The sequence below is a fragment of the Streptomyces sp. ME02-8801-2C genome (genome assembly GCF_033793965.1).
Classification (GTDB): domain Bacteria; phylum Actinomycetota; class Actinomycetes; order Streptomycetales; family Streptomycetaceae; genus Streptomyces.
The window spans coordinates 223,564-236,864 of record NZ_JARAXP010000008.1; the positions used below are offsets into that span (position 1 = coordinate 223,564).

A 13,301-nucleotide genomic window follows, 5' to 3' on the forward strand; every position below is an offset into this window, starting at 1 on the left:
CCGGCTCACTGCGTCGGCTCGTGGCGACGGTCCACGGCGACAGGCCGATTTCGGCTTGCGTCCCGACCGCCGCCCAGCCCCTGTGACTGCCTACGGCTGCCCGCGGCTGTTTACCGCAGCTGAACGTCGCCGCCCGCCTCTCACCAGGCGAAGGCCTCCGGGGACGGGCCCGGGCCCGGGAAGATTTCGTCCAGCGCTGTCAGCAGCTCTTCGCTCAGCTTCAGCTCGGACGCCCGTACCGCCGATTCCAGCTGTTCGGCGGTGCGCGGGCCGACGATCGGGCCGGTCACGCCGGGGCGGGTGAGGAGCCAGGCGAGAGCCGCCTCGCCGGGTTCCACGCCGTGCTTCTCGAGCAGGTCCTCGTACGACTGGATCTGGGCGCGTGCGGTCGGGTCGGCGAGGGTGTCGGCCGCGCGGCCACTCGTGCGCCGGCCGCCCTGCGCCTCCTTCTTGATGACGCCGCCGAGCAGTCCGCCGTGCAGCGGCGACCACGGGATCACCCCGAGCCCGTACTCCTGCGCGGCCGGAATCACCTCCATCTCGGCGCGTCGCTCGGCGAGGTTGTAGAGGCACTGCTCGCTGACGAGCCCGATGGTGCCACCGCGCCGGGCGGCGATCTCGTTGGCCTGGGCGATCTTGTAGCCGGGGAAGTTGGAGGACCCCGCGTAGAGGATCTTGCCCTGCTGTACGAGCACGTCGATCGCCTGCCAGATCTCCTCGAAGGAGGTCGAGCGGTCGATGTGGTGGAACTGGTAGACGTCGATGTAGTCGGTCTGGAGGCGCTTCAGCGACGCGTCCACCGCGCGGCGGATGTTCAGCGCGGAGAGCTTGTCGTGGTTGGGCCACGCGTCCCCGTCGGCGGCCATGTTCCCGTACACCTTGGTCGCGAGGACCACCTTGTCGCGGCGGCCCTCGCCCTTGGCGAACCAGTTTCCGATGATCGATTCCGTACGGCCCTTGTTCTCGCCCCAGCCGTACACGTTGGCCGTGTCGAAGAAGTTGATCCCCTTCTCCAGGGCCGCGTCCATGATCGCGTGGCTGTCGGCTTCGTCGGTCTGGGGGCCGAAGTTCATGGTCCCGAGGACGAGTCGGCTGACCTTGAGTCCTGTGCGTCCGAGCTGCGTGTACTCCATGACTGTTCAGCCAACGTCGTGGAGTGCGCTCTAGGCAAGCGCGGGTCGGGGAGCGGGCTGTGCGGGAGGCGGCGGACCTTGACACTAACTCATGGTTAGTGCTTACGTATGCGCAGCGCCACTCGCTTTAAGTTTCAAGATTCCCCAAATGTTCGAGAGACAAAGTTCGAGAGAGGGAGCACCGTGACCCCCCACATGCCCGCCCCGCGCAACTCCGCCCGCCGCCGCGTCCTCGTCGCCGCGCTCGCCGTCTCCGCCCTGCTGGGCGCCGCGACCGCGCCCGCCGTCGCCTCGCCGTCCTTCGGCGGGGGCCACGCCCACGGGCACGCCGGGTACGGCGGGTATGTCGGTGACGGTGCCCGGCTCGAGTACCAGAAGGGCGTCGCCGTACGCGTCCTCAAGGGCGTGTTCGAGCGCGGGGACACCGCGATCGTCGACAGGTTCGTACGCACGGACTACATCCAGCACAACCCCTTCGCGGCCGACGGCTCCGAGACGCTGAAGAACCTCGCCGTGGGTGTGCACCAGCAGTTCCCCGAGGCGAAGTACGACGTCAAGCGGGTCATCTCCGAGGGCGACCTCGTCCTCGTGCACTCCAACGTCGTACTGACGCCGGGGACCAAGGGCTCGGCCGTGTTCGACATCTTCCGGTTCCAGGGCGGGAAGATCGCCGAGCACTGGGACACCGGGCAGAACGTGCCGGACACCAGCGCCAACGGCAACGACATGTTCTCCACGGTCAGCCGGCCGCAGACCGGGCAGCCGGGGTCGCGGTGGCTCACCGCCTACAACAAGAAGCTCGTGACCAAGGCGTTCGACCAGCTCATCGTCGACAAGGACCTGTCCGCGCTCGACAAGTACTGGGGTGCCGAGTACCACCAGCACAACCCCACCATCGCGGACGGTGTGGCCGGGGCGCGGGCGGGGCTCGGGGGGTACTTCACGGCGTTCCCGGAGCTGGCCGTCTCCCGTAAGCGGGTGGTGGCGGAAGGGGACCTGGTCGCCGTGCACAGCCACTACGTGAACGCGCCCGGCGAGCGCGGACAGGCCGTCGTGGACCTGTTCCGGGTGCGCAACGGGAAGATCGTCGAGCACTGGGACGTACTTCAGGACGTGCCGGCCACGTCGGCCAACGACAACACGATGTTCTGACGACAGCACAGAGTCGCAAGGACGAGGCCGCCCGGCATCCATGCCGGGCGGCCTTCTGCTGTGCGGGCCTTCCGCTGTGCGGCCCCGCCCCGGGCCGTCAGTGGTGGGCGAACATGCCCGGCACGTAGTCGCCGGCGGGCTGCTGGACGATCACGTTCACCCGGTTGAAGGCGTTGATCAGGGTGATCGTGAGGACCAGGGCGGTGAGCTGCTCCTCGTCGTAGTACTTGGCGGCGTTCGCCCAGGCCTCGTCCGTGACCCCGCCGGCCGCGTCCGCGATACGGGTGCCCTGCTCGGTCAGTTCCAGCGCGGCGCGCTCGGCGTCGGTGAAGACGTTGGCCTCGCGCCAGGCCGCGACCAGGTGGAGCCGCTGCGCGGTCTCGCCCGCGGCGGCGGCGTCCTTGGTGTGCATGTCGGTGCAGAATCCGCAGCCGTTGATCTGGCTGGCGCGAAGCCGCATCAGCTCCTGCGTCGCGAGCGGCAGGGCCGAGTCCGCAGTCGCGTTGCCCGCCGCGATCAGGTGCTTCATGGCCTTGGTGGCGGCGGGGCTGGCGAAGAGGTTCAAACGGGCTTCCATGGTGGGCTCCTCCGTCGTTGGTGCCGTTTCGGCTGCTTCGGTGCTGCCTTGTGGGCGTTGCACACGTACGACGGGAGGTAGCGGGGGGATGTGACATGACTGGGCGAATGTGACGTGGGTCTCGTCGGTGCCCGAGGGTGGCGCGCGCGATGTCTAGTCGCGGGGGAACTCGTCCGTCTTGAGGGTGAGGCCGAGCAGGGTGGCGGTCAGGTCGACGTCTGCGCCATAGGTGATGGAGAGGTCGCTGACGTAGTCGCCGTCTTTGGGCTGGGTGAACAGACGAACCTTGCCGACGTAGGGGTCCGCGATGAGGTACACGGGAACTTCGGCCAACGCGTACGCGATTTTTTTCGGGCCGTAGTCGTTTTTGGCCGTGTCCTTGGAGATGACCTCGGCTACGAACTCGACATCCTCGTGGCGCCAGCGGCCGTCGATCTTCTTGGAGTTGTCGCGGAGCTTGGCGACGTCCGGGGCGTAGCCGTTCAGACGTCCGGGGAAGTCGATACGTACGTCTGAGAACACCTTTACGTGCATGCCGAAGCGGTCCTCGAGCGCACGTACGATCCAACGGATGGTCTCCCAGTGCGCGTCCCGCTGCGGCGACATGTAGATGGCCCCCTCGACGACCTCGGCTTTGTAGCCCTCGGGGACGGTCATCTGGTCGAACAGCTCGTCCAAGGTCTGTTCGTTGACGTCGGCCATCTCGATCCTGTCTTCAAGGACGGTCATCGTGGCACTCCTCCCCGGCTGTGCCCCGGACGAGCGCAGCCGTGCGGTACAACGATACGCACGGTGACCATGGCGCGGCCGGATTCGGTCAGTCGGTTCCGGACAGGTACGGCTCGCCCACGCCCCACGCCTGGTACATCGCCTCCGCGAACGCCCCCGCGATCTTGTGCTCGCCGCTCGCGTTCGGGTGCGTGCCGTCGTACGTGTCGTGGTGGATGTCGTACGAGGGTGGGGGTGACGTCAGGAGCAGCGGGGAGCGGGGCTCGTCGAGGTCGGCCGCTGTCTTCGCCAGGAGTTCGTTGAAGCGGGTGACCTGGGCGGCGAAGGGCAGGTCCGTCTCCGCGCGGACGTTCGGGATCACCGGGAGCAGGGCGATGGCGATGCGCGGGTTGGAGCGTCGCGCCTCGGCCACGAAGAGGCGGGCGTTGGCGGCCGTCTGGTCGGCGTCCGTGTAGAAGCCCAGGTCGATCAGGCCCAGGGAGACCAGGAGGACGTCCGGCTTGTGGGCGCGTACCGCGTCCGCGATCAGCGGGGTCATGTGCTGCCAGCCCTCGCCCCAGCCGGCCAGGTGGGCGCGCGGGAAGTCCGGGTCGGCGTACTCGTAGGAGTCGGCGGTGTCCGTCGCCTTGTCATACAGCGCCTCGCGCGGGCCGACGATCCGGAACGGGCCGCCGTACGTCTCCCGCAGGTGCTGCCACAGCCGGTAGCGCCAGGTGTGTTCGCCGGCGCTGCCGATGGTCATGGAGTCGCCTACCGGCATCAACCTGAGCATCCGCTCATGATGAGGGATCGGGGGAGGGCTGGGAGGGCCGTGGGGCGGGTGGGGTGTGTGAGTCGGGCCACGGTGTGGCGGGTGTATGGCGGCTTGTGGGCAGTTGTGCGTAGGGGAGTGGGGGGTCCGGGCGTCGGTCCCGGCCGGTCGGTGGTCGGGTTGACGATCGGACGGCGGTCGGTCGCGCGGTGATTCGGCGGGCGTCGAGGGGTCGCGCGCCCTGTATCGAACGCCGGGATGGCACGCTTGAGGGCATGCGCCGATCGCTCGCCCTCCTTGCCGGGGCCCTACTCGTCGGGGCGCTCGCCGCGCCCGCCTCCGCTGCCGATGGTGACGAGGGTTTCACCATCAAGGATCCGCGGATCACCGAGTCCAGCGGTCTCGCCGCGTCCCGCCAGCACCCCGGCGTCTACTGGACCCACAACGACAGCGACGACGGGGCCTTCCTGTACGCGATCGACAGCGCGACCGGGCGGACCGTCGCCACCGTCACCATGAAGGGCGTCGGCAAGCCCCGTGACATCGAGGCCATCTCCATCGGCCCGAACAACCAGATCTATGTCGGAGACATCGGCGACAACGACGGGGTGACCTGGGACTACGTCTGGATCTACCAGCTTCCCGAGCCCAAGGTGCTGAAAGACCAGACGATCCGTGCCACGCAGTACGTCGTGAAGTACTCGGACGGTTCGCGCGACGCGGAGTCCCTCGTGGTGCACCCGAAGACGGGGCGTGTCTACATCATCGACAAGCAGGAGGACGGCGGGCATCTGTACGCCGGCCCCGCCAAGCTCTCCTCCTCCGGCACCAACGTCTTCCGGCCGGTCGCCCCCGTCGACATGTGGGCCACCGACGCCGCGTTCTCGCCCGACGGGCGGCAGTTGGCCGTACGCGGGTACTTCGGAGGCGTCGCCTACTCCTGGAACGACGGCAGGATCAAGCGGCAGGGGCAGCTCGACGTGCCCTTGCAGCAGCAGGGGGAGTCGGTCACGTACAGCGTCGACGGGTCCAAGATCATGTACGGGAGTGAGGGCGCCGAGAGCGGTGTCGCGGCCGAGGACGCTCCGTTCGGCAAGTCGGGTGACTCCGACTCGGGTGGTGGCAACGGGAGTTCGGCCTCGGGGGGCGGGGGAGCCGGGGGTTCGGAGGGGAATGTCAGGACCGGGGCCATCGCTGTCGCCGTGCTCGTCGTGGCCTTTGTCGGGGTCAGGCGGCTTCGTCGTCGGCCGTCGTGAGGGCCGAGTGGCTCGCTCGGGGTTGCCCTTGGGCGCGCGGGGTGAAGTGAGCGGGTGCCGCGAGTCTTGACGTGAGCATGTAGCGCCAGTTTCCTGGGAGGTGCGCGGCGCATGGGAGCGCTCCCATCGATTCCGGGGCCGCGCCTCCCCGAGAGGAGCGAGCGGCATGCCCCGCTTCCACCCCCGCGTACATTCCCGCTTCCGTCCCCGTGTCCCTGACGTTCCCGGCCGCTCTGGCCGCTCTGGCCGCTCTGGCCGCTCTGGCCTCCCTGACCTCCCTGGCCTCCCTGGCCGGACCGGCCGCTCCCGTCTCCCCCGGCTTCGCGGTCTGCGACGAGCTCTGTGTACCGTCGCCGCCGCCCTCCTGCTGCCGCTGGGAGCCGGTGCGCAGGCCGTGCACGCGGCGGACGCCGGCTCGGCGGACGTCCGAGCCGTGGCCGCCGCCGGTGCCGGGTACTGGCACACCAGCGGGCGGCAGATCCTGGACGCGGCCGGGCAGCCGGTCCGGATCGCCGGCATCAACTGGTTCGGCTTCGAGACCGGCAACTACGTGGTGCACGGACTCTGGTCCCGCGACTACAAGAGCATGATCGACCAGATGAAGTCGCTCGGCTACAACACCATCCGGCTGCCGTTCAGCGACGACATCTTCAAGTCCTCCACCGTCCCCAACAGCATCGACTTCAGCAGCGGCAAGAACGCCGACCTGCAGGGCCTGGGCTCCCTCCAGGTCATGGACAAGCTGGTCGCGTACGCCGGTCAGATCGGCCTCAAGGTCATCCTGGACCGGCATCGGCCGGACGCGGGCGGACAGTCGGCGCTCTGGTACACCTCGGCGGTGCCCGAGTCGACGTGGATCGCCAACCTGAAGGCGCTGGCGACGCGTTACTCCGGTCAGGACGCGGTCGTCGGCATCGACCTGCACAACGAGCCGCACGATCCGGCCTGTTGGGGCTGCGGCGACACGACGAGGGACTGGCGGCTGGCGGCGCAGCGGGCGGGCAACGCGGTTCTCTCCGTGAATCCGCAGCTCCTGGTGTTCGTGGAGGGCGTGCAGACGTTCAACGGGGTCTCCGGCTGGTGGGGCGGCAACCTGATGGGCGTCGCGCAGTACCCGGTGCAGCTGGATGTGGCCAACCGGGTGGTGTATTCCGCCCATGACTACGCGACGAGCGTCGCCCAGCAGAGCTGGTTCAGCGACCCGTCCTTCCCCGCGAACATGCCGGGGATCTGGGACAAGTACTGGGGCTACATCTTCAAGCAGAACATCGCGCCGGTGTGGGTGGGGGAGTTCGGTACGACGCTCCAGTCGACCGTGGACCAGCGGTGGCTGGCGGCGCTGGTCGACTATCTGCGGCCCACCTCGACCTACGGCTCGGACTCCTTCCACTGGACCTTCTGGTCCTGGAACCCCAACTCCGGTGACACCGGCGGGATTCTGAAGGACGACTGGGCGACTGTGGACACGGTGAAGGACGGGTACCTGGCGAGCGTGAAGGCGCCGGGCTTCCCGGGGAACGGTGGCGGGGGAGGAGGGGGTGGTGGCGGTGGCGGCAGTACGGCGGCCTGCGCCGCCTCCTACGCCGTCAGCAGCGACTGGGGCGGTGGGTTCAACGCCGAGGTGAAGGTGACCAATTCGGGCACGGTGGCGCTCAAGTCCTGGAAGGTGACGTGGACTTGGAGCGGTTCACAGGCGGTCACGAGCATGTGGAACGCCTCGTACACACAGAGCGGCGGGACGGTCACCGCTGTGAACGCGGCTCACAACGGCAGCGTGCCGGTGGGCGGTTCGGCGAGCTTCGGGTTCGGGGGAGCACCGGGGGGTGGAGGTGTGCCGACGGTGAGCTGTACGGCGACGTGACGGTGTGTGCGGGCGCGAGTGGGTGATCACTGGCGCCCACCCGGTGCTCCTTCCCCTTGCCGGCGCCGAATTCGAAAGCGGTGTGCTGATCGAACGTGGCACTGTGGCGGCATGAACCAGCCGCCCCTCTCCCGGACGCCCCCTCACCCCGGTCAGGTGATCGTCCTGACCGGGCCTCCCGGAGCCGGCAAGAGCACCGTGGCGCGGCTGCTGGCGGACCGCCTGACTCCCAGCGTCCACCTGCACAGCGACGACTTCTGGGGCTATATCAAGCAGGGCCGGCTCGCGCCCTACCTGCCCGAAGCACATCAACAGAACCAGGTGGTGCTGAAGGTCCTGGTCTCGGCGGCGTTCGGCTACGCCGACGGTGGCTACCAGGTGATCTGCGACGGCATCGTCGGGCCCTGGTTCATCGACCTGTTCCGCGAAACCGCCGGGGAGCGGGCCCTGCCGCTGAACTACGTCATCCTCCGGCCGGACCGGCACACCACCCTGGAACGGGCGCAGAGCCGGCCCGACGACGCTTTGACCGACCCCGAGCCGATCCGCTCACTGCACGACCAGTTCAGCGGCCTGGGCCCCTACGAGACCCACGTCCTGGACTCCACCAGCCTGACCGCCGAGGCAACCGCCGACAGCATCCTGCGGGGCGTCGCGACGGGCGCGTACCTCCTCAAGCCCCTTGCGGTGCACGGCGGGTAGGATCTACGGCGGCATCGCGTGTCGGTCACCGGCCGGGTGAGGCATGGAGGTGTCGGGACATGCCTTCGGAGGCATTCCTTGTCAGTCGAGTTGAACCACACGATCATTCACGCCCGGGACAACCGGGAGTCCGCGGAGTTCTTCGTGAACCTGCTGGGCCTCGAGATCACCACCGAGTGGGGACCGTTCATCGCGGTCGAGCTGAGCAACGGCGTCACCCTGGACTTCGCCACGATCCCCACGGAGCAGATCACCCCCCAGCACTACGCCTTCCTGGTCTCCGAGGAGGAGTTCGAGGCGGCGTACGCGCAGATCAGGCAGCGCGGAATCGAGCACTACGCCGACCCGCGCCGCGAACAGCCGAACACGATCAACCACAACGACGGTGGCCGCGGCGTGTACTTCATGGACCCCGCGGGCCACGCCATGGAGCTCATCACCGTGCCGTACGGCGGCTGGACCGCACAGCGGTAGATGTGCAGAAGCGCAGAAGTGTCGAGGGGCCGTATCCCAGCGGGTCGGGGTGCGGCCCTCGGTCGTGGCGTGTGCGGAGGCGGCGTTCGGTAGACCGGCAATGCTTCTTGGCTCTGGTGCGGAACGGGTGCCTGCTTCTCAGCCGATCAGCCGATCAGCCGATCAGCCGATCAGCCGATCTGGCGATTTCGGCCGGCCAGCAGGCCCGCCCCGATCTGGACCAGGGTCAGCAGCAGGATGAAGGACAGCGGCAGCCGCCAGCCGCCCGAGCTGTCGTAGAGGACGCCCACGGCGACGGGCCCGGGGATCGACAGCAGATAGCCGAAACCCTGCACGAAGCCGGAGAGACGGACGACGGCGGTGCCGTCCCGGCCGCGCATGCCGATCATCGTCAGGGCCAGTGGGAAGGAACAGTTGGCCACGCCCAGAAGGAACGCCCAGAGCCAGGGCGCGGTGGCCGGATCGGCCCACAGCCCCGCGTATCCGGCCAGGCCGCACACGCCGATGGCCGCGGCGATCCCGCTCTGGTGGCTCAGTTTCCCGGCCACGGCGGACAGGGCGAAGGACAGGGGTACGCCGAGCAGTGAGGTGCCCGAGAAGAGCAGGCCCGCGGACTGCGCGGAGAGTCCGGCGTCGCGGAAGATCTGGGGCAGCCAGCCGATGATGATGTACGCGGAGCTGGCCTGCAGCCCGAAGTAGGCGGTGAGCGCCCACGCGGTGGGGTCTCGGGAGAGCCGGACCGGGGCCGGGGCCTGCTGCGGGGCGTTCGCGTCCGCCCTGCCCGCGTCCGGTGGGGGCCGGCGGCGGGCGAGGGCCAGCCAGGGTGGCACGGCCATGGCGGCCAGGACCGACCACGCCCCCAGTCCGTACCGCCAGTCGCCGCCGAACGCCTCGGTCAGCGGGACGGTCACGGCGGCGGCGGACGAGGCGCCGGCGTTCAGCGCCATGGAGTACAGGCCGGTCATCGCGCCCACCCGGTCGGGGAAGCGTTCCTTGACGACGGCCGGGAGCAGCACGTTGGCGATGGCGATGCCCGCGAGCGAGAGGGCGGTCAGCGCGACGAACAGGGCGGCGTCGGCTGCCAACGGCCGCAGCGCGAGGCCTGCCGTGAGTACCGCTGCCGCGGCGGCGATGGCGCCGGCCGCGCCGTAGCGCCGGGCCAGCAGCGGGGCCGCCGAGCCGACCAGGGCGAAGCACGCGGCGGGGATGGAGGTGAGGACCCCGCTCAGCGTGCCGCTCATGGAGAGGCTGTCGCGGACCTCTTCGAGGACCGGCCCGAGGCTGGTGACCCCCGGCCGCAGGTTCAGTGCCGCGAGTACGAGCGCCGCCACCGCGAGGCCGCTCACTTTTCGGGAGGTGCTGAGGGGAGCGTGGACGGCGGGACGACCGGGTCGGCCGGGGTGCGAGGCGTGCCTGTTGAGCTCACTCTTCGACATAGGCCCTATCGTAGACTCATCCTACGACTCTATGTCTAGTGGTTCGACGGTAGAGTCATGGGATGAGTCTATGAGTCTCAGAGGGGTTCATTGGGTGAGAGTCGTCATAGACTGATGGGATGACAATGGATCCCGTTCGCCGGCAGGCGCTTTCCGATCAGGTGATCACCCGGCTGCGGCGGCAGATCACCTCCGGCGCCTGGGCCGTCGGCTCCCGCATCCCGACCGAGACGGAGCTGGTCGAGCAGCTCGGCGTCGCCCGCAACACGGTCCGTGAGGCCGTCCGGGCCCTGGCGCACACCGGCCTGCTGGAAATCCGCCACGGTTCCGGGTCGTACGTACGCGCGACCAGTGAACTCGCCGGCATGATGCGGACCCGCTTCGAAAAGGCGCGGCGGGAGGATGTCACCGACGTCCGCAGCGCCCTGGAGATCCGTGCGGCTCGGCTGGCCTGCGACCGTCGTACCCCGGAGGACCTGGAGCGGCTCGAACTCCTGCTGCAGCAACGGCAGGAGGCCTGGTCGGCCGGGGACCGGGTCGGTTTCGCGAACGCCGACGTGGCCTTCCACCTGGCCGTCGTCACCGCGTCCCACAACACCGTGCTGGCCGAGTTGCACGCGGACCTCGGCGAGGTGATCCGGGACTCGCTCCTCGACCACTTCGGCGACACGCTGCGCCCCGAGCAGTTCCAGGACCACGCCCGCCTCGTCGAGGCGATCCGCGAACGCGACAGCGACCGGGCGGCGTACGAGTCCGGCTCCTACATGGACTGCGCACCCGCCGAGAAGTACGAGTGACGGTCACCGTTCTCGCGGGCAACTACGAGGACGGGGGCGCCCGGTGACCAGCACCGGGCGCCCCCGTCATTCGTACGAGAGTAAGTCGTCCTCGTCCGGGCAGGTGCCCGCTTCGAATGCGGTCAGCTCGTCGAACGTCCTGAGACAGTTGCGGCATGATGAAGGCCACCGCTTCCCCTGGGGGGCGACATGCCATGGTCTGGCGCGTGGTGGTGCGAGATGGTGTCTTGCTTGTCTGCCGGGACTGGGGCGGGCCGGGGCAGCCCCTCGTGTTGCTGCACGGCCTGCCGGTCACGCGGGTGAATGGGACGTGCTGGCGCGGAGACTGAGCCCCGGATACCGGGTCGTCGCGGTCGATCAGCGCGGACACAGCTCCAGCGAGCGCCATCCGCGGGACGTCTCCCGCGCCGCCTACGTCGTCGCCGTTGCCGATCAACTGGCGCTGCAGCGGCCCATGCGCTCGCTGGCGGAGAACGCCCAGCGTTCCTTCCGGCACGAATGGACGCAGGTCGCATGCCCCACCATGGTCGTCCTGGCCCAATCCAGCTTCATTCCGGCCCAGGAAGCCGACGAAATGCTCCGGCAACGGCCCGCCACCATGGCCATGAGCCTCCCCGGCACCGGCCACGAACTGCACCTGGAACCTCACGCCACTCACCCAGAGGGCAGGCCGCCCACGTCTGGGTGAAGTCGCGCACCAGGCCCCACGCCCGATCGGTGTCCAGGACGAAGTCGCCCGTGAACACGGCGAGGTCGTCCATGATCGGGAATTCGACCTCGGCACCCGAGGGCAGGGTGCCGTCTCCTACGAGCAAAGACATCCGCTCGGTGTCACTCATCAGATGGACGACCGCGTGATCACCTCGGAAGGCCAGGATCAGCACCGGGAACTCCTTGTTCGACGACCGAACCTCGACGTACCCCTGGCCGCAGGAACGCAGAACGTTGAAGCGGTCTGACAGGTCCTTCACCTCTGAGCGTCTCTCCACCGGATGGAATAGCCCAGATTCCGGCGAAGTCGCTGCCCACGTCACGCTCATCCAGCCACTCTCCCCCACACAAGCCGTCGCCCGCGATCGAGGGCCGCGCTCCCACGCTCCACCACGGCAGGACTATTGGGACTGGGCCGCGGACCGTGTTACGAGCTCTACGAGCGGCGCAGATCTGGACGGAGGGGGGAACTCGCAAAATCGACCCTGCCAGACGATCTACACCTCAGACTGCCGCAGACCACCAGCGCGAGCCTCACGCCACCACCCTGATCAGCAACTTCAAGATGGCCTGGCTTTCACTGAATGAAGTGGTCGAATTCTCCGGCCTTGGCGCCCGCGAGCATGGCCTCCATCTCGGAGCGGGAGAAAAGGAGAGCGGGGCCGTTGGGGGCCTTGCTGTGGCGGATGGCGATGGCATCCTCGTAGGCGGCGAATTCGACGCAGTCACCGTCGTGCCCGGAGGCAGACGACTTCTGCCACGCGATGCCCAATGTGGAGGCGTCCGGGATTATGTGATGCGACATGCAAACTCATCCTTTGCGGTAGTTTTTAAGGTGACTTTCTATGAGCTTCAACGAATCGGCCCCTCTGAGGGATTCTGACATCATGAGCCGATTGAAAACTCTACTGTACGCCCGAACTTCTCCGGGTTCCTCCAGGAAGCGGGTGCCGGTCAGCCCCTCAAGGTAAACAATGTCGGGCTCCCATTGTTCTGGGAACGAGAGGACTACGAACGGGCCGAACAGGGCTGCATGGGATGCTGATGACTCGGGCAGTACGTGAATGTTGATCGTTCCTGGGTATTCCTTGGCCAGGGTCAGCAGGTGTTCGAACTGGGCGGCCATCACGGCAGGTCCGCCTACTGGGTGCCGGAATACGGACTCCGAGATGACACCCCAGAAGACCAGGGGATTCGGTCGATCGAATACCTGTTGTCGCTTGTCCCGAATGGCGAGCCGTTCGTACTTCTCTTCCTCATCCATTTCAGGAACCAGTTGGCTGATCACTGCCGCCGCATAGTCGTGCGTCTGCAACAGTCCTGGAATGAGAGTGGTCTGGGCGTTGTACGCGTCCGACGCGTCTGACTCGTAACCGATGTAGTCGGCGTACATGGCGCTCACGACCGAGCGGATGTCGGTCTCCCAGCCGCGAACATTGCCTCGCCTGCGCAGGTCGGCCACGTATGTGCGCAGGCCCTGATCCTTGACGCCGTATCGGCCGAGAAGTACGTCCAGGTCCTCGACGCCGATGCCCAGTCGGCCGGACTCGATACGAGACAACTTGGACTCGGACCAGTCGAGTTCGCCTGCCACTGAGCCCTGGCTGCCGTGGGCACCCTCCTCGCGCAGTCCTCGGAGGATGGACCCGAGCCGCACTTGGCGTGCAGTCGGCTGCAATATCCGGCGCGTTGCCACGTGGCGCCTCCTTCCTTGGTTCGACC

General features: G+C 68.1%; 13 protein-coding genes and 1 pseudogene. 7 read left to right on the forward strand and 7 right to left on the reverse strand.

What is annotated here, in order from left to right:
* Positions 1–140: 140 nt before the first annotated feature.
* A complete protein-coding gene (locus PV396_RS26850) occupies positions 141–1,133 on the reverse strand; it encodes an aldo/keto reductase (RefSeq protein WP_319208760.1) in 993 nt (330 codons plus the stop codon).
* Between the two features lie 183 nt (positions 1,134–1,316).
* Here PV396_RS26850 and PV396_RS26855 point away from each other — a divergent pair, with 183 nt between their 5' ends.
* On the forward strand, positions 1,317–2,285 hold the full coding sequence (locus tag PV396_RS26855; RefSeq protein WP_416071478.1) for an ester cyclase: 969 nt from the start codon (positions 1,317–1,319) through the stop codon (positions 2,283–2,285).
* 97 nt (positions 2,286–2,382) lie between these two features.
* Here the strand turns inward: PV396_RS26855 and PV396_RS26860 are convergent, their stop codons facing one another.
* The 3 genes from PV396_RS26860 to PV396_RS26870 form a co-directional block, all read right to left on the reverse strand.
* The gene (locus tag PV396_RS26860) at positions 2,383–2,862 is read right to left on the reverse strand and encodes a carboxymuconolactone decarboxylase family protein (protein ID WP_319208761.1); all 480 of its coding nucleotides are present in this window, start codon (positions 2,860–2,862) and stop codon (positions 2,383–2,385) included.
* Between the two features lie 153 nt (positions 2,863–3,015).
* Complete coding sequence (locus tag PV396_RS26865; protein WP_319208762.1) at positions 3,016–3,591, reverse strand: Uma2 family endonuclease; 576 nt, start codon at positions 3,589–3,591, stop codon at positions 3,016–3,018.
* Between the two features lie 88 nt (positions 3,592–3,679).
* Positions 3,680–4,363 carry a GDSL-type esterase/lipase family protein gene (locus tag PV396_RS26870; RefSeq protein ID WP_319208763.1) on the reverse strand — a complete coding sequence of 228 codons (684 nt, stop codon included), beginning with the start codon at positions 4,361–4,363 and terminating at the stop codon, positions 3,680–3,682.
* 254 nt (positions 4,364–4,617) lie between these two features.
* Between PV396_RS26870 and PV396_RS26875 the strand changes: the two genes are divergently transcribed.
* From PV396_RS26875 to PV396_RS26890, 4 genes are all read left to right on the forward strand, one after another.
* A complete protein-coding gene (locus PV396_RS26875) occupies positions 4,618–5,598 on the forward strand; it encodes a WD40 repeat domain-containing protein (protein ID WP_319208765.1) in 981 nt (326 codons plus the stop codon).
* 328 nt (positions 5,599–5,926) lie between these two features.
* The gene (locus PV396_RS26880) at positions 5,927–7,459 is read left to right on the forward strand and encodes a cellulase family glycosylhydrolase (protein ID WP_319209322.1); all 1,533 of its coding nucleotides are present in this window, start codon (positions 5,927–5,929) and stop codon (positions 7,457–7,459) included.
* Positions 7,460–7,570: 111 nt separating this feature from the next.
* Positions 7,571–8,161, forward strand: coding sequence for an AAA family ATPase (locus tag PV396_RS26885; protein ID WP_319208766.1), 591 nt, complete (start codon positions 7,571–7,573; stop codon positions 8,159–8,161).
* 78 nt (positions 8,162–8,239) lie between these two features.
* On the forward strand, positions 8,240–8,635 hold the full coding sequence (locus PV396_RS26890; RefSeq protein ID WP_319208768.1) for a VOC family protein: 396 nt from the start codon (positions 8,240–8,242) through the stop codon (positions 8,633–8,635).
* A 170-nt stretch (positions 8,636–8,805) separates the two neighbouring features.
* Here PV396_RS26890 and PV396_RS26895 read toward each other — a convergent pair whose 3' ends face one another.
* Entirely contained in the window at positions 8,806–10,071 is a 1,266-nt protein-coding gene (locus PV396_RS26895; RefSeq protein ID WP_319208769.1) for an MFS transporter, read from the reverse strand.
* Between the two features lie 119 nt (positions 10,072–10,190).
* Between PV396_RS26895 and PV396_RS26900 the strand changes: the two genes are divergently transcribed.
* Both PV396_RS26900 and PV396_RS26905 read left to right on the forward strand, forming a co-directional pair.
* A complete protein-coding gene (locus PV396_RS26900) occupies positions 10,191–10,868 on the forward strand; it encodes a FadR/GntR family transcriptional regulator (protein WP_416071479.1) in 678 nt (225 codons plus the stop codon).
* A 194-nt stretch (positions 10,869–11,062) separates the two neighbouring features.
* Positions 11,063–11,556, forward strand: a pseudogene (locus tag PV396_RS26905) (alpha/beta fold hydrolase).
* Between the two features lie 600 nt (positions 11,557–12,156).
* Here the strand turns inward: PV396_RS26905 and PV396_RS26910 are convergent.
* Positions 12,157–12,384, reverse strand: coding sequence for a DUF397 domain-containing protein (locus PV396_RS26910; RefSeq protein WP_319208771.1), 228 nt, complete (start codon positions 12,382–12,384; stop codon positions 12,157–12,159).
* 6 nt (positions 12,385–12,390) lie between these two features.
* Positions 12,391–13,275, reverse strand: coding sequence for a helix-turn-helix transcriptional regulator (locus PV396_RS26915; RefSeq protein ID WP_319208772.1), 885 nt, complete (start codon positions 13,273–13,275; stop codon positions 12,391–12,393).
* Between the last annotated feature and the right edge of the window lie 26 nt (positions 13,276–13,301).